This is a genomic window from Paraburkholderia sp. BR13444, from assembly GCF_040948755.1.
GTDB lineage: Bacteria > Pseudomonadota > Gammaproteobacteria > Burkholderiales > Burkholderiaceae > Paraburkholderia > Paraburkholderia youngii.
On record NZ_JBFPKM010000004.1, the window covers coordinates 490,790 to 514,404 of the forward strand.

Below are 23,615 nucleotides of genomic sequence, written 5' to 3' on the forward strand. Positions count from 1 at the left end.
CACTCGCCGATGAAAAAGGACCAGCCCGGCACGCGAACCGGTAACGGCGCGTCGACGCGCTGGTTTCGCGAATTACGCGCAAATCAGGAACGCTCGTTCCAGGTATCCTTGTGGATGATGTTGCCGTCCTTGTACGACCACGTGATCGTCTCGTAGCGCAGTTCGACGTCTTCGAGGTGGTTGTGCTTCTCGTAGTCGGGGTTCTTGATGTCGAACATCCTGGGCTTGACTGCGACGATCTTCACGTTGTCGAGCTTCGTGTTGAAGTATTCCTTTTCCTTGCCGGCGTCGTCGATCTTGTACCACCTGATCTCGACGGACTTCAGCGTCTGACCGCTCGTGACCGCCTTGTACAAGTACGGCGTCGACGAGTCGGTTTCCTTGGTCAGCGTGATGGGTTTGTGCACGCGGGTGCCGGTAAGCTTGCCGGTGTTGCCGTCGGTCGGGATATGCACGCCGTGATCGAACGCGACGAGTTCGACGCTGCCTTCGCGGCCTTGCACCGTCACCGAACCCTTGATATCAGCGCCGCCGTCGTCCTTGAGCCACATGTAGGCCGGAATTGCCATACCTTCCACTCCTTGATTTTTCTACTGCGAAAATCGCCCGGAGCAGCCCCCGAGCTTCTGAATCCCGAAGCGCGATGCTTCGGGGGCGAAAGACTGTAGTTGTTATTGGGTGGTGCGAGCGTCCGGCACGAGCGTGATTTCGACACGCCGGTTCTTCGCGCGTCCGTCGTCCGACGCGTTGCTCGCGATCGGCCGCGTATCCCCGTAGCCCTGAATCGCAAACTGCGTCGGCGCGGTGCCCGACACGTCGATCAGCCAGTCGCGCACGGCTTGCGCGCGTGCCGTGGACAACTTCAGATTGCTCTGCGGATTGCCGACGTTGTCGGTGTGCCCGGCGACCAGAATCCGCTTGTCCGGATGCGCCTTGATCATTTCGAGCGCACCGACCATGGCCCGAGTCGAGCCAGGCTTCAGCTCAGCGCGGCCGCTGTCGAATAGCGACATGCTGTCGAGCGTGACGACCGCCGGCGGCGGAGGCGGCGGCACGTACGATGCGATCGCGGTGTCGAGCGCCGACAGCAACCGCGCACCGCGATACATGCCGAACGCCAGTCGCAACGGCACACCGATGCGCGCGTAACGGTCGAGCTGATCGCGATCGACGACGAGCGCGTGCAGTGCGTCGCGTTTCGCGTTATCGTGCGCGGCCGGAATCCTCGAATAACGGCCGAGATCGGCGCCGATGCGATCGAGCAGCGCTTCGTTGTTTTTCGCGGCGGACCACGTTGCGACGGCCGCCGCGCAGGCGAGCAGCGTGAGCGCATGCGCGCCGGCGATGCGGCGCGGCGACATCCAGTAGCGCCGCGGGGTTGCTTCGATCAGCGGTTGCGGTAGTGGCCACGGCAGCGGCGATGCGCCGACGGTGGCGCGTGTCACACAGGTTTGCCTCTGCACGTCGCGTTCCCATGGATCGGTCGAATCGCTTGCCGGACCGCAATCGATCCAACCGGCTCCGAACAATTCCCACGGCGCGGCGGGCTGCATCCGGTCGGTCAACGTGCCGATCACGACGCGCTGCGTCCAGCCGACGAGCGACGCGAGCGCCGCCGCGCGAGCGGCACCTGTGGCAGTGGTGTCAGCCGCGCTAATGCCCGCGTCGCCAGGCAGGCGCCGAGTCTCGGCTTCGGCCGCGCGGACCATGAGTTCGAAACGCTCGGCATCGACGATTCGCTTCGCCGACGACACCCCGTGCCACGCAGGCACCGACAGACCGGGCGGGCTCGTGGTCAGCCGCTGATAGACCGCGACATAGCCGGGCAGGCTCGTGCCTAGCGTGCGGGCGGCATCGGCGACGCAATGGCGCGCGACGCGCAGCTTCTGGGTGAGCATGTCGGTTCCGACATGCAGCGCGGGCGCCACCGACAGCACGACGCCATCGGGCGCGCGTCCGTCGCGCCACTGCCTGAGCGCGACCGCCAAACGCGGCAACTGCTGCGGATCATCGACGCGCAACCAGATAGCGCCGTCGCCCACGTACGCGAAGCGCTCTTCGTCGTTGCGATCGAACAGAGCCGGCAGACCGTCGCCGGTGAGGAGCACGAGCGGCATACAGATTCGCAGCTTCGGCGGAATCTCGGCGGTCGCGGCGCCGAGCGCGGCCAACACTTGCGCACTGCATTCGTGCGCGCGGGACAGCCACAGCGTGCGCCGTCCGACGAGTACGCCCACGAGCAAGGCGACGACCGTCGTCAGCGCCGGAGCAACGCCACGTCCGCCCGGCAGCACTAGCCAGATCACCCCGAGTGCCAGCACGGCCGCGAACGCGAGCATCGCGCGCAATGGATAACCAAGCCCCTCGTACGCACGCTTGGGCGTACGCGCCGGCGTCGCGGGCAGGATGCGCAGATCGGACGTCACGGCCGCGTGACCTTCGTTTGCACGAGTTGCGCTAGCTGTACGTCGAGCGCGGTCGACCACACCAGCCAGACGATGGCGGCGGCACCGCATGCGAGCCCCGCGATTGCCCATGGCGAGAGCCGGTAGAACCAGTCGGACAAGCGGCGACCGGGGCGATCGGCAATGAAGGTACTTGCGGGCGCCGGGCGAAGTTTCTCCAACTGCGCATGCAGCGAGGTCGTCAACGCCGTGCGCTCCGCTTCGCCGTCGCGCGCAAACCGGCCGATGAAGCCGAGGCTCAGAATCGCCGCGTAGCATTCGAGCAGGTCGACGTGCGGCGACGCTTCGCGCATGCGAGCCTCGAGCCGTTCGAACACGCGCTCGCCCGCGTCGTGCAGGTTGAACAGCTCGACTTGCAGCGGTTTGAGTTCCCACGCCGCTCGGCTCTCTGCCGGCAGACAGCGCAGCGCGACTTCATCGAGCAGCCCGCATTGCGCGAGCAACGCTTCGCGGCGTACTTCGTCCGCATAGCCGCGCCGCTCGAGGGCAGTCGAGAAGTTCGCGATCAGCGATCCGCAACGATTGCGGAAGTCGGTTGCGTGTTCCACGTGGCCGCCGGGTGTGAGCGTCGTGACGAGCAGCGCGGTGTCTCGCAGCAGATCGCGAATGCCTTCACGCGTGACCCGGGGCGCGCCGGCAATGCTATCGAGCAACGCCGCTTCGGTGGCGTTTCGGGGCAGGGCGTTCATCAGCGCAGTACCGCGTAAAGTTCGAGCGATGCGTCGGGCACCGACGCCGGCAGATAGATCTGGCAAGCGCGCGCGGCGAGCATTTTCGCGTGCGCCGCGTTCGCTGCATCGAGCGCGAAGTATTGATTGTCGAGGCGCACCGGAATCGCGGACGGCACGCGTGCTACCGCCTTGAGTGGAATGCCGGGCAGCGCCGAATTGATGATGTGCTCGACGTCGTCGGGCGCGCCGATCTTGCACAGGCGCGGGAACTGCTCGGCGAGCTCGAACGCCGGCATCGGCGCGCGGACCGACAGATACCAGTCGACCGCGCCTTCGACGATGCGCTCTTCGAGGAACTGTCCCGCCCACGTGGTCGCACTCTTGCGCGTGAGGTCGATCGACACGACGCGCGACGGAATGATCGTGTCGAGCAATTCGCGGATCGTGGCCTCGAGCTTCGTGAACACCTCGTCGGCGCGCGCGTGGTCGTAGGCGGGAATGTCGGTGAGCTGCGCGCGCGTCGAGAACGTGATCAATGCGCCGACGAGTTGCGCGAGCGTCGTATACAGCTGCTCGGGCGAGCGGCGCGGATGCGTCGCATAGAGCCGCAACTGTGGCCACGCCGCGTGAATGCAGTGCAAAAGCCAGAACAGCTGCACGTCGGCGACGCCATATTCGGCGACCTGCTCGAGCCGTTCGTTGCGACGCGCTCCGAGCGCGGCGCTCTTCGCCTGCAGGATATCGGCCAGACGATTGATGCGCTCGAGGTGCAGCGGGTGGCTACCGAGCGTCAGGCACGGCGGCACGAAACGGTGATCGACCTGGAACTGGCCGCTGGTAGTGCGCGTGAGCCGTGCGATCGCGCAGACCGTGTCGTCGGCATGCGATTCGAAGTCGAACAGCAAGCGCACTGCGTGGCGCTCGGACGCTATCTCGGTTTCGCTGCCGCCGTTCAGGTCCACGACCTTGACGAACTCGCGATACGCGCGGCGTGGACGCGCAAGCGACGTTTCGTCGAACCGGCAGTTATTGCCGTTCGCATCCGGCAACGCGAGCGCCGCGAGCACGACGACACTTTGCAGGTTGGCGGGCATGCCTTTTGTCAGATCGCGCGCGGCGGGCAGAGTGTCGCTAAGCGCGGTGTCGATCGGTGTGCCGTCCGCGAAGCGCAACTTGAGCCTCGTGAGCTTCAGACGGCCCGTCGCCAATGCTTCTTCGTCGACCTCGACGCCAAGTGTGCCCCACGGCTCGGCGAGCGCGCAGATAGCGAACTGCTGTAGCGCGAAACCGGCCCAGCGTTCCTGCTGCTGGAAGTGCTGCTGCGTGAGGATGAGGCCCTCGTGCCAGAGCGGTTTGTCGATCCGCATAGCTGTTTTGGTCTCTCGCGTGTTGGTCATTTAATCCGGATTACTCCGGGACTGCGGATTCTATACGTCGTATTTGGAAGTCGTATACCTTTATTTCGAGGGAAATTAAAAATATCACAAAAGTTCAAGCATTTTTATATTGAGATATGGGATGCATTTATCCTGGGGAAGCGATATTTAATTGAGACGGTGTTAAAAACTATGCGAGATAAATTAACAAATTCGGGCAAATGTTCGATCGCGCTGAATCCGCTGAGTCGCGCTCAGGTCAACGGTTCTTCGCGGAAAGTGGACAACGAAGTATATGGGCTGACAGCGGAACCGTAGTCAGATAACTCCGAATTTGCATTGCTTCACTATTTTTCACATTTTGTCGGTTTTTGAGTTATCAATAGGATTTGACGCCGCGACAATAAAACTGCTTTAATATCGGTGCAGTTAAAAGCCGCGCACGTCGAAGCCTTGAAGAAGGGTAAATCGGACTACATGGGGAATACGTATGGACAGCTTTCAGCGCGAAATACCGAAGAGTCGCGTCTCAATCACGTTGGACCTGCACACGGGCGGCGCCCAGAAGAAGGTCGAGCTGCCTCTGAAGCTGCTGGTCGCCGGTGATTTCAGCGCGGGACGCGAGCAGGCGCCGCTGGCCGAGCGCAAGAAGGTCAACATCGACAAGAACAACTTCGACGCCGTGTTGGCCGATTACGCGCCGGACCTGAAGATCGCCGCCGAGAACACGCTCGCCGGTGACGGTTCCGAGCTGCCGGTCCAGCTCGCGTTCCGCTCGATGAAGGACTTCGAGCCGGAGCAGGTGGCGCGTCAGATTCCCGAATTGCAGGTGCTGCTGGCGATGCGCAATCTGCTGCGCGACCTGAAGTCGAATCTGCTCGACAACGGCATGTTCCGCCGCGAATTCGAAAAGGTCCTGAAGGACAAGCGTCTGTCGGACAGGCTGCGCGGCGAGCTCGCGCAGATCGCGACGGCCGCGACCCGGCCGGAAGGCCATGCCTGAGCGGGGAGGGGCGAAGACGGCCTTCACAGCATTGCGCAACTACATCGCTGAAAAAACGCAGACAGGAATACAAATGGAACAGAATGAATCGCGTCAGGGCGCGACCCAGACCGTTGTGCTTGATGCCGCTCAGGACGCGTCCTTCGCCGGCGACAGCGTCTACGCGTCGCTGTGCAACAAGATCAACCTGAAACCCGTTTCCGAGGCGCGCCCGCTCGAGGCGTTCCGCGACAACGACATGCTGTCCGAGGCGTCGGCCGAGGAGCGCATCACGCGCGGCATCGGCGCGTTTCTCGAACTGGTTGCGCAAGCGAGCCAGCCGCTCGAGCGCCTCGACAAATCGCTGCTCGATTTTCATATCGGCCAGCTCGATCGCCAGATCAGCCGCCAGCTCGATGCGGTGCTGCACACACCCGAGTTCCAGGCGCTCGAAGGCCGCTGGCGCGGTCTGAAGATGCTTGCGTCGCGCACGGATTTCCGCAAGAACGCGCGTATCGAGGTGCTCGATGTGTCGAAAGATACACTGCAACGCGACTTCGAAGACACGCCCGAGCTGATCCAGAGCGGTCTGTATCGCCTCACGTACATCGAGGAATACGACACGCCGGGCGGCCAGCCGATCAGCGCGGTGATCAGTGACTTCGAGTTTGCGAATTCGCCGCAGGACGTGGCGTTGTTGCGCAATATCTCGAAGGTCGCGGCGGCGGCGCACATGCCGTTCATCGGCTCGGTCGGCGCAGCGTTCTTCGGCAAGAAGTCGATGGAAGAAGTTGCGGCGATCCAGGACATCGGCAACTACTTCGAGCGTGCCGAGTTCATCAAGTGGAAGAACTTCCGCGAGACCGACGACGCACGCTACGTCGGCTTGACGATGCCGCGCGTGCTCGGTCGTCTGCCCTACGGCAAAGATACAACACCAGTGCGCGCGTTTAACTACGAGGAAGCGGTGAAGGGCCCGGACCACGACCGCTACCTGTGGGTCAACGCGTCGTTCGCGTTTGCGGCGAACATGACTCGCAGTTTCGTGAACAACGGCTGGTGCGTGCAGATTCGTGGTCCGCAGGCGGGCGGCAAAGTCGAGGACCTGCCGGTCCACCTGTATGACCTCGGCACTGGCGTGCAGCCGAAAATCCCGACCGAAGTGCTGATTCCGGAAACGCGCGAGTTCGAGTTTGCGAATCTCGGCTTCATTTCCGTTGTCGTTCTACAAGAACCACGACTTCGCGTGTTTCTTCTCGGCGAATTCGACGCAGAAGCCGGCGCTGTACGAGACCAGGGAAGCGACCGCCAATAGCCGCATCAACGCGCGGTTGCCGTACATCTTCCTGCTATCGCGCATCGCGCACTACCTGAAGCTGATCCAGCGAGAAAACATTGGGACGACCAAGGATCGACGGCTGCTGGAAATCGAGCTGAACAACTGGATCAAGGGTCTCGTGACCGAGATGAAGGACCCGGGCGATGAGTTGCAGGCGTCGCACCCGCTGCGTGAAGCGAAGGTAACGGTCGAAGACATAGACGACAACCCGGGCTTCTTCCGCATCAAGCTCTTCATCATTCCGCACTTCCAGGTCGAGGGCATGGATATCGGTCTGTCACTGGTGTCGCAGATGCCGAAGGCGAAGAACTGAGCGGGAGTTTTCCTGCAAGAGTTTGCGGGGAAGTTGCCGGAGCAGTCGTTAGCGGTTGCCTCCGGCCACGTCTTGACACTTGCGCATTCAAGAGGAATTTCATGTCGATGGTATCGCCGTTGCAGGCTTATGAATTAAAGCTGGCTCCGCACCCGGCGCCATTCTCCGTCTTGAGATTCACTGGTGTCGATCAGGTCAGCCAGTTGTACAAGTACGAGATCGAATTCACAAGCCCGGTAGCGGGTATTCCGATGGATCAGGTGCTGGGACGTCCGGCGCGGTTCGCCATTGAACCGGGGGACCCGCATATCGACTATCTGCGCAAGATGTTTGGCGAGAACGCCGAGCAGTTCAGCGCAAGGCCACCCGCGCACACGATTCACGGCATCGTGACGCAGTTCGACGAGTTCGACGCGTCGGATGATGAAACGCGCTATCGGGTCGTACTGGAACCGAAACTCGCCGATCTCGATCGCGGTGTAACGAGCAGGCTGTTTCAAAAACAGTCGGTCGAGGAAATCATTACCGATGCGTTGCGCCACTACGGGTATCGCAGCGGGGTCGACTTCGTGTTTCAGTTGCGTGGGCAGTACAAGCGGCATGAGTACGTCACGCAGTATCACGAGACGACCTTCAGATTTATTCAGAGGTTGTGCGCGCGGGAAGGGATGTGGTTCCGGTGGGAGCAGAAGAAAGACCGCGCGATGATCGTGTTCGGCGACGATCTCGATGCGTACGCACGCAAGCAGCGAACGGTGTCGTTGCGGCGCGATTCGGGGCTCGAGAGTGTCGGCACGGATGCGATCACCTCGTTCGAACGGCGAACGCGGCGGGTGACCGAATCGGTGCGGCTGCACGACTATAACCATCGCCAGGCGGATGTGTCGTTGCTTGTCGAGGAGAACACAGTACGCGGCGACAGCACCACGAACGCGGTCGACTACCACTGGGGCGAGCACTACGAAACACCTGAAGAGGGGCAGCGAATTGCCCGGTTGCGGCATGAGGCGCATCTGGCCGCTCAGGTTGCTTTTACCGGCACGGGAAATCCGTTCTGGCTCGAGGCGGGTGAGGTCATGTCGATCCATCCGAATCCAGCCGATGCGAGGCACGGAATCTTCGTGACTTCAGTGAAGTCACGGGGCGCTCGGGATCAAGCGTATCAGGTGACATTCGAGGGGATCCCGTCCGATCGCGTGTGGCGAACTTCGATGACGTCGATTTCTCGGCCTGCCATCGATGGGATCTTGCCGGCGCGGGTTACGTCGCCCGGCAACTATAAGTATGCGTATCTGACCGAGCAAGGTTGGTATGTGATCGTGCTGCCGTTCGATCTCGACCAGTGGAGTCCGGGTGGAACGAGCCGGCCGGTGCGGTTTGCGAAGCCGTATAGCGGAGATGATTACGGGCATCACTTTCCGTTGATCGATGGGGCGGAAGTGGCGATCGTGTTTACCGCCGGGGATCCGGATCGGCCGGTGATCATCGGGGCGATGCACGACAGTTTGCATCCGGACCTCGTCAATAACCTCAACAACACTCGCAATATCGTCCGGACGGCTGCGCAGAATGAGTTGCGGATGGAGGATAAGGAAGGGGTTGAGCATGTCCATCTGGCTACGCCGTTTCAGGCTAGTGAACTCAATCTGGGGCATATGGTTGATGGGGAGAGGAGGGAGCGGGGTCACGGCGCCGAGCTGAGGACAGATGGGTATCTGTCAGCCCGGGCGGCGAAAGGCGTGTTGCTTAGCGCCGAAGCACAGCCCGGTGCTACGGGCGAGCAGCTCACGATGCCTAACGCCGACGCAACGCTCCAGCAAGCGGAGCAAGTCCTGCGCTCTCTCAATCGTTCCGCAAGAGCCGCGCAGGCGTTTCTGGCCGAAGTCGATCAGCAACGTTCGCTCGTCGAGCAGAAACTCGCAAAACTGCGGAAGCCGGTGATCGTGGCGAGCGCACCTGAAGGTATCGGTCTAGTGAGTGGCGAGCACATGCAGTTGGCCGCGGCTAAGCAAATGTTCGTTACAGCAGGTGAAGGAATCGACCTTGGCGTGCTCAAGAGGATCACTGCGGCGGCGGGGGAGGCGATTTCGTTGTTTGCCGCGAAGCTCGGCATCCGGCTGTTCGCGGCAAAGGGAAAAGTCCAGATTCAAGCTCAGGGTGATGCGCTGGAATTGATGGCGCTTACCAACGTGGCTGTCAGCTCGTCAACAGGCGAAGTGATCATTACTGGGTCGAAGGGCATCACGCTGGGTGATGGGGCAGGCGCGTATCTAAAGATCGCAAACGGGAAGATCGAGATCGCGAGCCCAGGCGAAGTCCAGGTCAAGGGCGGTCTAGATGTCGAAGGCCCCGCGCAGGGCAATTTCACCTTTCCGCGCTGGCCTGGTGCTCCTCTTCAAGACGTCGAAGGAAACATGAAATTCGGGTTTTCTGAATAAGCACAATCATGGCAAATATGACTCCGCCGTCGAATCCACCCAGCACGCCCGTGAAACTGCTTGCTTTTGCGTATCCGTTTCGCAAGAAGGCCCAAGGCACGGATGGGCCGCCTGCAGACTTTATAGATGAGCATGAGTTTCACCAACTGTTGAGGCGGGAGCCTTCGGGCGCCTACGCGGTCAGTGGCACAGGCATGTGGCACGGCGGAATACATGTGACCGAGACGGGCGCCGGCGCGTCGCTGGATCTGAAGGGCGGAGTGCGTTGTATTGCGGATGGCGAAGTGGTGGCATGGCGTATCGATCGTGTCTACCCGGTAAATGAAATTCCTGCGCGAAACGGGCAGCCTGCGATCAGTGCACCGTACAGCACGGGTTTCGCGTTGGTGCGTCATTCAATGGAGTTTCCCAAAGACAGGAAACTGACCTTTTACAGCCTGTACGCACATCTGCAGGACTTCGCGGACTACGAGAACGACGCGCATCTTCCCAGGCCGAAGTACTGGGCGACGCGCTTCGAGGTGACCACCTACGCGCAGGACCGTCCCCCAATCGGTTCAGGTGGCCAGTCGGCGCCCGCCGATCAGCGGGGGCTGCGAGTCCGGGCATCAAAGCCGCATGGCGAGGTGCTCTGCATCCTCCCGCACGGGGCGAAGGTTAGCGTTGGAAAACGCGAGGGCGACTGGGGGCAGATTAAAGATGCGAGCGGTGTATCGCCCTATCCGGGGATCGCAGGTGGCGTCGCTCATCCGGCAGTGGACGGATGGATCTTTCTTGGGGCAGAGCACGGAGGTCCGGTCGTCAAGGAGGTGATGCCAGATTCTTCACTGGACCGGGTAGTGGTGTTGTCTAGCCCGTCCGAAGTGGTCCCCGTGAAGGCAGGAGAACTGATCGGCCATCTTGGGCGCTACGATTCGTTATCCCAGCAGACTTCTGGCCGGCGGATGGTGCACATCGAGGTCTTTTGTGACGACAGCGTCAAGCCATTCATCGACGCGGGTCGTGCCTGGATCAGGCAGAACGGCGCTCATGTCAGGGCGTGGCAGCAGTTGGTCCTTCCCAGCGAGCCAACGATTCAGCGGATCGACAGTGGGACGACCTTGTACAAGCAGCACGGTGAGGAAGGGGCGCAAGCCAAACGAACTGGCGTAATCGAAGTCTTTCCGCTAGCTGCGCTTGCGAAGGGAAGTGCGGATCGTCAGTACGTCGAGACAGTGGCTGGGAGCGATGGCGAGAAGCGTCACTGGTGGAAGATTGACAGCGCGGATGTCCGCCACCAGCCGATTGATGGCTGGGTGCGGCAACAGAGCTTTGCGGGCGGGACGGTAACGCGGGAGTTTGCCCAGAAATGGGTGGACTTCAAGACGCTGGCCGACGAGCATGAGCCGACGCATACGATGTTTGCGACGACGAACGGGTTTGTCGACTATTCGATCGGTGCAGACGTGGCGGACGCGGGCTCGCTGGGCAAGCTCAGTCCGCTAATGACATCGATTTATCAGGCGCTGAATCTGGCTGGTGACCGTGCGCAGGCGGCCGATGACCTGCGTAACGCATCGAGCGACCCATGGACGGCGCTGCGCATGTCGAGGCTGATTATTCAGCACGAGAGCGAGTGGGCGAATCCGGACAAGTGGAAGCAGTTGATTGCTGCCATTGAGCAGCGCACGGGGCCGAAGCCGGAGCACGTCGAGGAGCAGAAGCGGATCGAGAAGCTGGTCTGGTGGGATGCGGTCAAGGCCGGGCTTACTGACTTCCCTGCGTCGAATGTGTTTCATATTCATCCGATTGGGTTGGTGGGGAATTTTTTCCGAGGAGGCTTCCAATTCACGCGGGAAATGATGCGTCATATCTTTCCAAGCGCGGACGCCGCAACGTTGGAAGTGGTTATAGATGAATTAAACAATAGTATCGATTTATTCAAACTGGACACCTCGCTGAGGCGGGAGCATTTTTTTGCGCAAATACTGAGAGAAGCCGGTCCGTCATTGTTCGTTCATAACGGTGAAAGTCTAAACTATCCGCCGTCAAGATTATTGCAGAGATTTGGCTACTTCCAGCGTCATCCGGGAGAGGCGGAATGCTACGGGCGAACCAATAGTCATCCAGCCAATCAGGAGGAAATTGCAAACCGAGTCTATGCCAACCGGAATGGAAATAAAGACGTTTCGAGCGGAGATGGTTGGAAATACCGTGGGAGAGGTCTGATACAGATAACGGGCCGAACGCAATATCGAGAATTTACTGAATGGCACGCAAAAAATTCACAGGCTTGGCCTAGTGAGGGCGGTTTTGATTTTCTGGAGGATTTCCAATTGGTTGGGCAGCCGAAATACGCAACAAGATCAGCTGCCGCCTATTGGATAAACAATAGAATGTATGAAATCGCTGATCAAGGCGCATCGGATGATGATGTTGATAATATAACAAAAGTGATAAACCCAGGGCTCTTTAGTCATGTTCGCGGGCATCCAATAAGTGCGGAAAAAATGGAGGATGTTGTGGCTCGTCGAAACAATTTCGACTTAATTCACTCCTGGGGAGGGTTGAAATAATGTTGATGCGAAAAATACTTCTCATAAGTCTATTCATTTTTATGAAAATTTCTGTGGCAAATGAATTGCTTTCCCCTTCGCATGATGAGACTACCCTTTGTGATGAAGGTGAGGATGTATACTTTAGTTGTCCGCTGAATAATGGGAACATAATTTCTGTTTGTGCAAAGAACAATACCAGCCCGAATCGAGGCTACGTAAAATATAGATACGGAAGAAAAGGCGATGTCTTCGTGTATCCAGAAAAAGACGTTTCGCCGAATAGATTATTTGAAATTTCCGACGTCGCGGAGGGGAGTATTCGCGGCTTGCATCTAAAGTTTTCAAATGAGATGTATACCTACGTTGTGTCTTCGGTTTGGCCTGGTGGGGTGTATGTATCGAAGGGCGGGAGGATTATTTTTGATAATAAATGCCAGGATTCAAGATACAAAAGTTTTTCCAACAAGATATTTGATGGAATAAATCAGACCCCTCCTTCAGATGTGGATTTTCATTAGGTGGGCACAACAAATCGCAGGGAAAGATTGCCGTGCAGGTGGATTCCTTGGTCGGTCGGGATTATTGATCTTTATGCCTATAGTTGCGCGGAGCGTATTGTTAATTTCAATAAAATCTGGATATTGGAAATTTCAAATGACGATGCGCTGTAATCTGATTTTTCTGGTGAATGCATTTCTCGTTGCGGGATTAATGTTCTTTGGCATGGATTTGAGGGCTGACGAGGTTGCGCTTTGTTATCCTCATGAGGAGGTGTATTTCAGTTGTCGGGTCATTGGAAAGATAATGTCGGTCTGCGCATCAGGAAATGTCTGCCCGACAACGGATATGTTCAGTATCGATATGGAAGGGCGGATAATATGGAAATGGAATTCCCGAAAAAACCACTTCCTTCTAAACAATGGTTCTCAATAAGTGATATCCACGAAGGAGGCATGAATTTTACGCATCTAAAGTTTAACGCGGGGCGCTATCGGTACGTTCTATACCAGGGCTTTCCACGCGGAATCTATATTAAGAGGGATGGAAAGACGGTTTCCAACCATATTTGCGACGACGGAGCGTACCAGCCGATCCTCGAGCATTCAGAGGGATAAGAACAGTCGAGCCGGTCGACGGAATAGATAACTAGGTGGTGCGAATGGAGTTCGAAGGCCGGGAGAAGGGTGATATCACTTGTCGAGGTTATGTTTTAGCAACGTTTGTCCGCGCGTTCATTCTGGGTCTGTTTCTAGTTTTTCCCTTGCCAGGTATATCGAACGTAGTCGAACAGATGAACTACCCCATTCCATTTTTTAATGATGGAACGCGGATAGGATTTCGTGCAGAGCCGAACCAGGATGGAAACAGAGTGCGGGCATATCTGACAGGTGTTACAGAAACAGGGAGTGTTTTGGTTGATCTGTATGAAGCAGAGGGCGGAGTCAACCGGAAATCAATAGTGTGTTTGTGAGTGAGAAGGAACCGAGGAAGCTTTTCATCATAGTGACATGGGCTGCTGATGGTCCGTCCGTGGGGACCGGCGGAAGCATTTATCAGGTGTTTGTCTACGACGAACAGATCGAAAAGGTCGGCTCATTGCCGAAGTTGAAGCAGGACAGGGTACTGGCGGAACGCTTTGGCGCTGGCTTCGACGGTACCCGTGAAGGGAAACCAGTAAGTTACAAATATAGGAATGCATCAGCGGTAAGGCGTCAGTTCGTCGAATGGGGCTACCGTAAAGCACGATGATCCGGCCCATGTTGTTCACGCGCTTTCTGCACGTGATAGATCGACGATACCAACTCGCAGAATTAACAAGGCATTACTTGAGTAGGAACATCGAATGAAGAAATTAGCATACGAAGGCGACAGCACGACTCATGGAGGAAAAATCCTAACCGGCTCGGACCGAATCAAAGTCAAGGGGCGCCGCGCGGCCTGCGTCGGAGATCTCGTCTCCTGTCCAATTCACGGCGACAACGCAATCGTGGAGGGAAGCGGCAGCATCAAGGATGCTGGCACACCGCTTTCACGTGATGGAGACAAGACTCAGTGCGGAAGCGTCCTCATTGCCCTTTCGGACGGCGCGACAGTCAGATAAACGAATGCCAATCGACTTCGCTCGCGTGCCGCCGCGGATGGCAGTACCTGCGCCTCCGCAACTATCAAAACTGGTTTGGACTGCACTTCTAGTCGTCCTCCTTTGTTTTGGTGCGGCACTAACTCTCCTTCTTTGGCCGCAAGGCGGACCACCCAATCCGATCTGGTTTTGGTTATGTCTAGTCGGCTATCCGATGCTTTCATGGACATTTTTGCTGTGCCTCCGTCTTGGTTATCTACATGCGCGACGCAGCGAAGCACTAGCGGTGAATCACGTGAGCGACTGCGAGATGGAAAGATGCCACGCCCTTGCCAGCCTGCCACTCGCGCTGATAGGTCATACCTGGCGTTTCTCGGCTAATCGCGATGAGAATGATGTCCAGGGCGTTGTCGATGGCAGCCCTAGGTTGAAAACTCGGACAAGCGGAGCCAAGCCGAATACCGATGTTGACGCTCGCTGGATAGAAATCCCGAATCAGGAGGTCCATTCCGGAAACGAACTCACGGAATACTCTCGCCATCGTGTGGTCTGCAACTGGCTTCTGGCCCAGTTGATCGAAGATCTGTCTCCGCAGTTCGCAGCTCTTTCTGCCGGTACAACGCTTCATTTTGAAGCAGTTTCGTACTGCGCCCTCAGCAGCATCGACGTCTCCGACAGACTCGAGAAACTCCTCATCGGCAAGTTCCCAGGTTTGCGAATGATCGCAAAACCGTCGACAGAGCCGTCCTCGGTGTTCCGTATCGATGCGCTACTCGACAGCATGAGGCCAGATGTCGTTCATCTGCTGGTGGCGGTTCAATTGCGCGAAGCTGTAAGCGAGCGCTTGCAGGACGGTGCTGCGGAGGCGGGTGTCGCACTACTGCTGGGACATCCAGACATCGCTGAGAAGAAGTCGGAAGCCAGTGCATTGCTGTTACATCGTCCCGCACGTGGTCAGGTCCATACCATAGGCGAGACGCTCGAAAACGCGATGCGTTGGGGAGAAACCGCGTCGACGAATGTTGGCGCCTTCTGGACTCACGGAATTTCGCCGGAAATGGAGGTCGCAATCAGGTCATCGCCCACATTCGACGGAAAGAAATCCCGGATTGACCTGAGAACCACCGTTGGGGATTGCGGAGAGGCGGGGGGATGGTTAGCCACCGCACTCGCAGCAGAATTCGCCGCGCGAACCGGCGATCCGCAACTCGTTCTTACGCAGGCAGACCGTGACCTGATAACTCTCGTGTGCAGAAAACAAGCATGAATGAACGCAAGTCTGAACCCGTAGCCCTTTTTATAGGCATCGGCATTTGCATTCTATTCGTTGCTCTGGGTCTGACCGTCTGGATAGAAGGGCTGACGCGCGGATGGACGCAAGAGACACGAATCATTATCGAGTTGTGCCTGTTCTCGGGCATGCTCATCGCGCTGATGCTCGTGAAGCACTTCGAGGCAGTCGTGCTCTGGATCGCATCGATGCGCGCGACGCAGTGGTTCGCCCGCTACGACTCGAAAAAGAAGCAAGCACGAGGCAAAAGCGAAGACCCGGCATTAGCGCTTTTCCCGGCCTCGGAAAAAATTGTCGCGTTGCGCGAAGCGCTCCACGACCGCCACGGCCGCCACTGGCGCTACCGCGACCGCTGGCTCCTGCTAACCGGCGACCTCCCCCTGGTAAAACGCCTCGCCCCCGGCTTGGCGGAAACCGGCTACGCCATCACCGGCAACACAGTCCTGCTCTACGCAGCCCACACCAGCACGACCCTCGACACCACCTGGCTCACCCAAATCCGCCGCCTGCGCCGCCGTCGGCCGATCGACGCGATCGTCGCGATAACCCGCAACCGCAGCTCAGCCAACTCCCCCTTTGACGCCGAAGCGCTCGCCCAACGCCTCGCGCGCCACGCGCGTGCACTGCGCTGGTCCGCGCCTGCCTATCTGCTCAACGTAACGGACTTCAGCACCGAACCGAAGAGCGACGACGAAGCGATCGGCCTAACGTGGTCAAACGCCCGCGTGCATGCCCCCCACATCGACGACTCGCTACAAAACCTCACCCGCCAGCTCGCGGACGCCGGCGTCCTTCGCCTCGCCGACGACAAACACGATCGCTATCCCGCGGAGTTATCGCAACATATCGAACGGTTTTCCAACGCGTTGTCGGGACTGGTCGCGCAGACCGCGCATTCACGTTACTGGCGCCAGGCCGTCCACGGCCTTCTGTTCGCGCCGCTCTTCAAGGAGCGCGAACTAGCCCCGCCCGCGACCCCGGACGACGACAAAGAGAACGCACACGAATACCCCGAGGCGGAGCACATCGCCTCCCAACACTGCACCCTCTGGGAAACAATAGCCGACCACAGTCGCAAGCTCCACGGCCACCGCATCGGCTTCTCGCTATCGACCACGGCCGCGTGGACCGCCACCGCGGCGATCGCACTATGGATCACCGGCACGATGATCTCGGGTCTCACGAACCGCGGGACGATCCAAACCGCCGCCGACACTCTAACGAAGCTCGCGGAAGCACACGACCCAAGCCGATCGATGCAAACGCTCGACACACTCGACAAGCAGATCGACACACTCGAATCCCACCAGCTTGACGGCGCCCCACACCTCGCGCGTTTCGGCCTGAACCGCGACACCGCGCTACTAAACGCCCTATGGCCCAGCTATGAAAACGCCGCGGGTCGCATCCTGGTCGGCCCGATCCGCGAGAAGCTGGAGGCGCGTCTGCGTCAGCTTGCCTCACTGACAGACGCCGAGATTGCAAGCGGCGGCAGTGCCGAAGTGCAGGCCGCCTACGAAACGCTGAAGACCTACATGATGCTCGCCAGGCCCGAGCGCGCGGCCGCTGCCTTCCTCGCACCACAGCTCACCGCGACGTCCGCTCCCACGCGTCCCGCCAACTCGCCGCTGTCGGCGGGCGCATGGGAAGACCTGCGTCAGCACATCATCACCTTCTTCGCGAATCATCTAGGCCGTCGTGCATCGACAAGCGGCTCGTCGCTCGCGATCGTCGATAACAACGGACTCATCTCGGCGACGCGCCAAACGATCATCGGCGTGCGCGGCATCCAGAACTCGACCGACGCGGTCTATCAGCAGATCCTCGACGACGCCAAAGCCAAGTATCCGCCCGTGTCACTCGCGACGCTGCTCGGCGACACATCGAGCCACGGTCTGTTCAGCACGACGGCCACGGTCCCCGGCGTCTTCACGCGCCCGGCGTGGGAGGAACGCATCGCAAAAGCGATCGACGACGCGAGCGAGCAGAGCAAGATCGCGGGTGACTGGGTGCTGTCGGACGTCGAGAATAAAACCGAGCCGCCGTCGTCGCTGAAAGCCGGGCTGCGTCAGCGCTATTTCGACGATTACGCGCGCGCCTGGGGGCTGTTCCTGAACAGCCTGCGCTGGCAATCGGCACCGACGCTGTCCGCGACCGCCGATCAGCTGGCGCTGCTCGGCGACCCACAGCGCTCGCCGCTCGTGATGCTGATGAACGCGATCGTCTATCAGGCGGGCACGGGCGCGCGCACGCAATCGCTGTCGGACACGCTGGTCAGCAAAGCGCAGCAACTGGTCCGCGCAGACCAAGAAAATCCGTCGAAGCAAACGCAGCCGCCGCTTGCACCGCTCACGGTCGCGTTCGGGCCGATCCTGCGGCTTGCCGGCAACGATCTCGCGTCCGGCGCCACGCGGGCGAACGCGAACTCCACCGCGCAACTGGCCGCGACCGGTGATCTCAGCGTCGCGCGCTATCTCGAACGCGTGACAGCGATGCGTCTGAAGATCGAACAGATCGTGTCGAGTCCCGACACCGACGCGATGTCGCGCATTGCCGCGCAGGCGGTGCTGCAGGGCAAGACCTCGGACATCGCCGACAGCCGCGATTACGCGAGCCGCCTTGCCGCGAGTCTCGGCGAACGGTGGGCCGGCTTCGGTGGGCTGTTCCAGGCGCCGCTCGATCAAACGTGGCAGGTGCTGGTGCAGCCGGCCGCGGCGAGCCTCAACGAGATCTGGCGCACGGCGATTGTCGCTGACTGGAACGGCGCGTTCGGTGGCCGCTATCCGTTCGCGGACTCCGACAATGACGCGTCGCTGCCGGAAATGGCGCGCTTCATGCGCCCCGACAACGGCGTGATTACGCAGTTCGTGACGACGCAACTGGCGGGTGTGGTCGAACGCCAGAGCGATCGCTGGATCGCCGCGCAGGGCGCGAGCCACGGCCGCGCATTGACGCTCGATCCAACGTTCCTCGACGGACTGAACAAAATGACGCGCGCATCGACGGTGCTGTTCCCGTCCGGCGACGCCCACGTGCGCTACGAATTGCGCGCGGTGCCGACGCCGGGCGTCACCGACACGCGCTTCGTGCTGTCGGGCCGCGAGCTGCATTACTTCAACCAGAAGGAAGAGTGGACGCCATTCCTATGGCCCGGCGATTCGCTCGAAAACCTGTCGCATATCGAATGGCAGACCGAGCACGGCGGCCTGCGCTCGGCACTCGACGCCCACGGCCGCTTCGGCCTGATCCGTCTACTCGAACGCGCGCAGGTGTCGCAACAGGACGCTGCGCGCTATGTGCTGTCGTGGCAGCCCGACCAGAGCGAGGGCATCCCATTGCGCGTGCAGCTGCGCAACGAGACGGGCGCGGGCCCGCTCGAAGTGCTCTCGCTGCGTCACTTCAAGCTACCCGCGCGAATCTTCGTGACCGGCAACCCAAAGAGCGCGCCGAAGCTATCCGAGGCGAACCCGCCGCCACCATTGCCGCCCGCGGCGCTCAACGCGGCGAAGCACGCGACCGTGGGCTTGCCGCAAGGTTCGCTGCCGGAGGTCGAATAAATGCTGTCAAGTTTGTTGAAGACGCTGTTCCCGTCGCGCGACGAGGAACAACGCGTACGCGCGCGTCTCGATGCGTGGAGCGCATGGCTGCAGCCGCTACCCGGCGAGCACGGCTGCGGCCGCGACCCGGGCTATGAAGACCTGTTCTTCGAGTTGCGCGAGGAAACGCAAAAACTCTCCGGTATCGACGACAGCCTGGTCGTCCGTTCGTGCGAGCAGTTGCTGAAGGAGACCGGCAAGGATTTGCGTGTCGCCGGTTACTACGCGTTTGCACGTCTGCGCGCGGACGGTCCTTCCGGCTTCGCGGATGGGCTCGAACTCGCGGCGTCGCTCGTCGAGCGCTTCGGCGAGAATGTGCTGCCCGCGCGCGCCGAGGCAAAGAAGGGCGCGCTCGACATGCTTGCCACCACACGCGTCATCGAACTGCTCGAGAGTCGCGGCGAGTTCGCGGCGGCCGACCTCGAACGCGCGATCGCCGCGCTCGATCTGCTTATCACGCGTACGGCCACATGGACCGACGCAGCTCGGCCGAATTTCGCCGCGCTGATCGCGCGCTTCGAGCAGAACGACGCATCGACGCGTGGCAAGGAGCTCGATTCCGCAACCTCACCCGCGTCGCCGGGCCCAGCTTTTACAGGCAGCCCGAACGTCTCGATCGCATCGACGCGCGACCTGCTCGATCAGGCCCGCTCAATGGCGCTATGGCTACGCGACGAGGAGAACGGTTACCTATCGTCGGTGCGGCTGGTCCGCACGGTTCGCTGGGACACGCTGCACGAAGTGCCGCCCGCCGATGCGGCATCACGCACACGTCTGATGCCACCGCGTGGCGAGCTGCGTCAGCAGATGAAACGGCTCGTGCTGCAAAAGCAGTGGCATGAGCTGCTCGAACGCGTCGAGGGCGCATTCCTGGAGGGCGTCAATCACCTGTGGTTCGATCTGCAGTATTTCCAGCACGTCGCACTCGATCACGTCAGCGCGCCCTACAGCGCATGGCGTGAACAGTTGCGCGCGGATTTCGCGCTGTTTCTCGAACGCTTGCCTGGCATCGAGCGCCTCGCGTTCAACGACGGCACGCCGTTCGCCGACGACGCATCGCTCGAATGGATCGCACGCCACGCGGTAGTGCGCAATCTCGAGGCGGGCGAGAGTATCGCGCCGCTGCCGGTAGCGGCCGGCAACGACCACGAAGCGACCGGCGACTGGCCCGAGATCGAAGCGCAGGCGCGCGATCTCGCGGGGCAGGGTGGCATCGAGGCCGCGTTCGCCTGGCTCGAAGGGTTGCCCGGCCTTCGCACCGATCGGCATCGCTACCTGCAGCGGCTGGTGATGGCGCGCCTCGCCGATCACGCGGGTCGCGCGGACACGGCACTCGCACTGCTCACCGAACTCGACACGAGCGCACGCTCGCTGCCACTCACGCGCTGGGAACCCGCGCTCGTGTTCGAGGTGAAGCAGCAGTTGCTGCGCGCGTTGAACGCGCTGAGCAACCGCAAGGACGCCGATAGGCCCGCGCTCGCGCGCCGCATCGGCGAACTGCAAGCCGAGCTGACCGTGCTGGACCCGGCGCGGGCGTTGACCTTCTGATAAGAACACCAGGCATGAAACACGACGACCCCATCCTGCGCTACTACGAAGTCGAAATGCGCTACCTGCGCGAGGCCGGCAAGGAATTCGCGAATGCGCATCCCGACCGCGCGCGCATGCTGAACCTCGATCGCGTCGGTGATCGCGATCCCTACGTCGAGCGCTTGCACGAAGGTTTTGCGTTTCTGACCGGCCGTCTTCAGCAGAAGCTCGACGATGAATCGCCGGAGTTGACCGAAGGCCTCGTGAGTCTGCTGTGGCCGCACTATCTGCGGATGATTCCGTCGCTGTCGATCGTCGAACTGTTGCCGCTCGCGGAGAAGCTGCAGCGAACCGAGCTGGTGCCGGCCGGCGTGCCGGTGCGCTCGGCACCGATCGCGGTGCCGAACGCGGCAGGCGCCGAGGGGGCGACGCCGAAGACCGTGCAATGTCTGTACCGGACCACGCAGCCGGTCACGCTGCAGCCACTGTCGATCACGCACGCGGGGCCCACCGTGCGCCACGACGGGCGCTCGATCGTCCGGCTCGGCTTCGAGCTCCATCAGTCCGCGCGTCGCAAGGAAATGGACCTGTCGCGCGTGCGGCTGTATCTGAATGCCGATCTGCCGACCGCGTTCGCGATGCATCTGGCACTTACGCGCGAGGTCGATGCGATCCACTGGCGCATTCCGGAAGTGCGCGATGGCGAAGCGCTGCCGCTCGCCAACGTGACGATCGAGCCGGCCGGTTTCTCTGCCGACGAAAGGCTGTGGCCGAAGGCCGATGCGGCGTTCTCCGGATACCAGTTGCTGCTCGAATACTTCACGTTCCGCGAGAAATTCCTGTTCGTCGATCTGTACGGACTCGACGTGACGAAGCTGCCGGACAATTCGACGCGCTTCGAACTGGAGATCGTTCTGAAGCACGCATATCCGCCCGATCAGTGTTTCAGTGCGGAAAACGTGCGGCTTTTCTGCACGCCGGTGATCAACCTGTTCGAACTCGATGCCGAGCCGATCGAGATCGACCATCACGAAACCGAATACCGCGTGTTGCCCGCCGGTCATCAGGGCGAGCACGTCGAGACCTATTCGGTCGATGCGATCGAGGCGTTCGATCACGACACCGCCGAGCGCTACGAGTACGTGCCGTTCGCGACGTTTCGGCATCGCGGCGGCATGCTGCGGCACGAGGCGCCCGAGCGCTACTTCCATGCGCGCATGCGGCCCGGCGTCGCGGGTCTGTACGAGACGTGGGTCGTGCTCGGCGGTCACGCCTGGGAGACGATGCACACGCTGCCCGAGGAAAGCCTGTCGCTGCGTGTAACCGGCACGAACGGCATGTTGCCCCGCAAGGGCCTGCGCGAAGCGCACATCGCCGAGTTGGCGGCGAGCACGCCGAACGTCGTCGGCGTGAACAATCTCGTCGCGCCGACGCTGCCGCTCTATCCGCCGACCGGCGACCGCTTCCAGTGGCGCGTGCTATCGCATCTCGCGCCGAATTTCCTGTCGATGATGAACGCGGAAGTGCTGCGCGGCGCGCTCGCGCTATACGACTGGACCAGCGACGAACTGAACCGCCGGCGGCTCGCGGGCATTCTGTGGGTGTCGCAGGAATTGCTCGAGGAGGTGGCGGGCGGCTCGGTCGAGCGCGGCGTGCATATCGAGGTGACACTCGATTCGCACGCGTTCGCGGGCGAGGGCGACGTGATGCTGTTCGGCGAATTGCTGCAACGGTTTTTCGCGCTGTATGCGGAGATCAATCTGTTCACGAAGCTATCGATCGTGAGCCTGCCGTCGCGGACCCGCACCGATTGGCCGCGCAGCAAGGCGCAACGGGCTCCGCTATGAGCGCATACGCGAACGCCTTCGAGGCGCGCGACGAACCGCCGAATCTCGAACCGCTAGTCGCGGCGCTGCTCGCGCGTGCGCCACGGATGAACTTCATGCAGTTGTGCCGGCTGCTCGAATTGCGGGCGCCGAACCATGCTGGCTTCGGCACGTGCGATACCCCGGCGCACGAGCCGGTGCGCTTCCGGCCACGCGCGCGCACCGGTTTTCCGGCGGGCGAGATCGCCGCGGTCGAATTCGACGATGATCCGGATGCCTTCGTCGGTTACGTGGCGCCGACCGTGCGCACGACCTTCATGGGGCTCTACGGTGTCGACGCGGCGATGCCGTCGCACATGATCGATGAGATCGTGCTGCGCGAGGAAGGGCACGAAGTGGTCGAAGCCTTTCTCGATCAGTTCAATCACCGCTTCGTCACGCTGCTGTATCGCGCGTGGAAGAAGTACCGCTATCCGGAGAGCTTTCGCGCGGGCGGCAGCGATGCGCATTCGCGCAATCTCCTGTGCCTCGCCGGTTTCGGCTGGGGCGATAAGCCGCAACGCGCAGGCTTGCCCGATTCGCGCATGCTCGCGCTGCTCGGCCTGTTAATCCAGCGCACGCGCACGCCCGAGGGGCTCGCGGGCGTGGTCGCGCTCGCGGTTCCGGGCGTCGATGTACGGGTGGACGAGTTCTTTCCCGCGCTCGCGCGCGCCGGCAGGCCGCAACGGCTGACGTCGTTGGCCGCTCGTGCTGGTGCAACCGGCGACGACAACGCGCGCCGCGGCCTCGGCGGCGGCTATGTGCTCGGCAAGCGGCTTGCGTATCGCAGCCGGGCGGTGCGCGTGACGTTGCGGCCGGCCGATGCCGCCCAGGCGCACGATCTGTTGCCGGGTGCGTGGCTGCATCGCGAGTTGATGGCGTTCGTGCAGTTGTATGTCGGGGTGAAGGCCGACGTGCATCTGCGGATGGAAATGTCGTCGCGCCTCGCGCCGCTTTTCGCGATCAACGGCGGATCGCCAGGACCCGCGCCGCGCCTCGGCTGGACGACCGTGCTGCCCGCCGCGAGCGAATGCCTGATCAACGTCGCGCTCGGGGTTTATCAAGCGTTTCCGAAGCCCGCGGCCAATCCATACCTGACTCGATCCGCGTGATGAACAACGCGCCCAAAGGA

16 protein-coding genes and 1 pseudogene are annotated in these 23,615 nt (G+C 60.8%); 13 read left to right on the top strand and 4 right to left on the bottom strand.

Features of this window, described 5'->3' with window-relative positions; genetic code table 11:
- Positions 1-83 precede the first annotated feature (83 nt).
- The 4 genes from AB3X95_RS14860 to tssK all read right to left on the bottom strand — a co-directional run bounded on the left by AB3X95_RS14860 (position 84) and on the right by tssK (position 4,503).
- Entirely contained in the window at positions 84-569 is a 486-nt protein-coding gene (locus AB3X95_RS14860; RefSeq protein ID WP_176120289.1) for an Hcp family type VI secretion system effector, read from the bottom strand.
- A 102-nt stretch (positions 570-671) separates the two neighbouring features.
- On the bottom strand, positions 672-2,426 hold the full coding sequence (locus tag AB3X95_RS14865; protein ID WP_368621704.1) for an OmpA family protein: 1,755 nt from the start codon (positions 2,424-2,426) through the stop codon (positions 672-674).
- Positions 2,423-3,154, bottom strand: a complete 732-nt coding sequence (locus AB3X95_RS14870) for a DotU family type IV/VI secretion system protein (protein ID WP_368621705.1) — start codon at positions 3,152-3,154, stop codon at positions 2,423-2,425. The genes AB3X95_RS14865 and AB3X95_RS14870 overlap by 4 nt, the downstream gene beginning before the upstream one ends.
- Positions 3,154-4,503, bottom strand: coding sequence for a type VI secretion system baseplate subunit TssK (tssK, locus tag AB3X95_RS14875; protein ID WP_368621706.1), 1,350 nt, complete (start codon positions 4,501-4,503; stop codon positions 3,154-3,156). Before tssK ends, AB3X95_RS14870 begins: the two co-directional genes overlap by 1 nt.
- A 499-nt stretch (positions 4,504-5,002) precedes the next feature.
- Between tssK and tssB the strand changes: the two genes are divergently transcribed.
- The 13 genes and pseudogenes from tssB to tssG all read left to right on the top strand — a co-directional run bounded on the left by tssB (position 5,003) and on the right by tssG (position 23,595).
- Entirely contained in the window at positions 5,003-5,515 is a 513-nt protein-coding gene (tssB, locus tag AB3X95_RS14880) for a type VI secretion system contractile sheath small subunit (protein ID WP_176120293.1), read from the top strand.
- Positions 5,516-5,588: 73 nt separating this feature from the next.
- A pseudogene (gene tssC, locus AB3X95_RS14885) lies at positions 5,589-7,146 on the top strand (type VI secretion system contractile sheath large subunit).
- Between the two features lie 101 nt (positions 7,147-7,247).
- Complete coding sequence (locus tag AB3X95_RS14890) at positions 7,248-9,584, top strand: type VI secretion system Vgr family protein (protein WP_368621707.1); 2,337 nt, start codon at positions 7,248-7,250, stop codon at positions 9,582-9,584.
- 8 nt (positions 9,585-9,592) lie between these two features.
- Positions 9,593-12,139 (top strand): glycoside hydrolase family 19 protein, encoded by a 2,547-nt coding sequence (locus AB3X95_RS14895; protein ID WP_368621708.1) that lies wholly within the window; start codon positions 9,593-9,595, stop codon positions 12,137-12,139.
- A gap of 53 nt (positions 12,140-12,192) precedes the next feature.
- Complete coding sequence (locus tag AB3X95_RS14900; RefSeq protein ID WP_368621709.1) at positions 12,193-12,639, top strand: hypothetical protein; 447 nt, start codon at positions 12,193-12,195, stop codon at positions 12,637-12,639.
- 641 nt (positions 12,640-13,280) lie between these two features.
- On the top strand, positions 13,281-13,592 hold the full coding sequence (locus tag AB3X95_RS14905) for a hypothetical protein (RefSeq protein WP_368621710.1): 312 nt from the start codon (positions 13,281-13,283) through the stop codon (positions 13,590-13,592).
- Positions 13,589-13,870: a hypothetical protein gene (locus tag AB3X95_RS14910; RefSeq protein ID WP_368621711.1), complete on the top strand. Its 282-nt coding sequence runs from the start codon at positions 13,589-13,591 to the stop codon at positions 13,868-13,870. The genes AB3X95_RS14905 and AB3X95_RS14910 overlap by 4 nt, the downstream gene beginning before the upstream one ends.
- 94 nt (positions 13,871-13,964) lie before the next feature.
- A complete protein-coding gene (locus tag AB3X95_RS14915; RefSeq protein ID WP_368621712.1) occupies positions 13,965-14,222 on the top strand; it encodes a PAAR domain-containing protein in 258 nt (85 codons plus the stop codon).
- 274 nt (positions 14,223-14,496) lie between these two features.
- Positions 14,497-15,468, top strand: a complete 972-nt coding sequence (locus AB3X95_RS14920) for a hypothetical protein (RefSeq protein WP_368621713.1) — start codon at positions 14,497-14,499, stop codon at positions 15,466-15,468.
- Positions 15,465-19,049, top strand: a complete 3,585-nt coding sequence (locus AB3X95_RS14925) for an ImcF-related family protein (RefSeq protein WP_368621714.1) — start codon at positions 15,465-15,467, stop codon at positions 19,047-19,049. The genes AB3X95_RS14920 and AB3X95_RS14925 overlap by 4 nt, the downstream gene beginning before the upstream one ends.
- Positions 19,050-20,636, top strand: coding sequence for a type VI secretion system protein TssA (tssA, locus tag AB3X95_RS14930; protein WP_368621715.1), 1,587 nt, complete (start codon positions 19,050-19,052; stop codon positions 20,634-20,636).
- A gap of 14 nt (positions 20,637-20,650) precedes the next feature.
- On the top strand, positions 20,651-22,465 hold the full coding sequence (tssF, locus tag AB3X95_RS14935; RefSeq protein WP_368621716.1) for a type VI secretion system baseplate subunit TssF: 1,815 nt from the start codon (positions 20,651-20,653) through the stop codon (positions 22,463-22,465).
- Positions 22,462-23,595 carry a type VI secretion system baseplate subunit TssG gene (gene tssG, locus AB3X95_RS14940; protein WP_368621717.1) on the top strand — a complete coding sequence of 378 codons (1,134 nt, stop codon included), beginning with the start codon at positions 22,462-22,464 and terminating at the stop codon, positions 23,593-23,595. The genes tssF and tssG overlap by 4 nt, the downstream gene beginning before the upstream one ends.
- Positions 23,596-23,615 lie beyond the last annotated feature (20 nt).

Bases quoted from the DNA above. Each gene is read 5' to 3' on its own strand.
- tssF (WP_368621716.1), top strand. From the start codon at position 20,651: ATGAAACACGACGACCCCATCCTGCGCTACTACGAAGTCGAAATGCGC.
- AB3X95_RS14870 (WP_368621705.1), bottom strand. From the start codon at position 3,154: ATGAACGCCCTGCCCCGAAACGCCACCGAAGCGGCGTTGCTCGATAGC.
- tssK (WP_368621706.1), bottom strand. From the start codon at position 4,503: ATGCGGATCGACAAACCGCTCTGGCACGAGGGCCTCATCCTCACGCAG.
- AB3X95_RS14915 (WP_368621712.1), top strand. From the start codon at position 13,965: ATGAAGAAATTAGCATACGAAGGCGACAGCACGACTCATGGAGGAAAA.
- AB3X95_RS14860 (WP_176120289.1), bottom strand. From the start codon at position 569: ATGGCAATTCCGGCCTACATGTGGCTCAAGGACGACGGCGGCGCTGAT.
- tssA (WP_368621715.1), top strand. From the start codon at position 19,050: ATGCTGTCAAGTTTGTTGAAGACGCTGTTCCCGTCGCGCGACGAGGAA.
- AB3X95_RS14905 (WP_368621710.1), top strand. From the start codon at position 13,281: ATGGAGTTCGAAGGCCGGGAGAAGGGTGATATCACTTGTCGAGGTTAT.
- tssG (WP_368621717.1), top strand. From the start codon at position 22,462: ATGAGCGCATACGCGAACGCCTTCGAGGCGCGCGACGAACCGCCGAAT.
- AB3X95_RS14890 (WP_368621707.1), top strand. From the start codon at position 7,248: ATGTCGATGGTATCGCCGTTGCAGGCTTATGAATTAAAGCTGGCTCCG.
- AB3X95_RS14925 (WP_368621714.1), top strand. From the start codon at position 15,465: ATGAATGAACGCAAGTCTGAACCCGTAGCCCTTTTTATAGGCATCGGC.
- AB3X95_RS14895 (WP_368621708.1), top strand. From the start codon at position 9,593: ATGGCAAATATGACTCCGCCGTCGAATCCACCCAGCACGCCCGTGAAA.
- tssB (WP_176120293.1), top strand. From the start codon at position 5,003: ATGGACAGCTTTCAGCGCGAAATACCGAAGAGTCGCGTCTCAATCACG.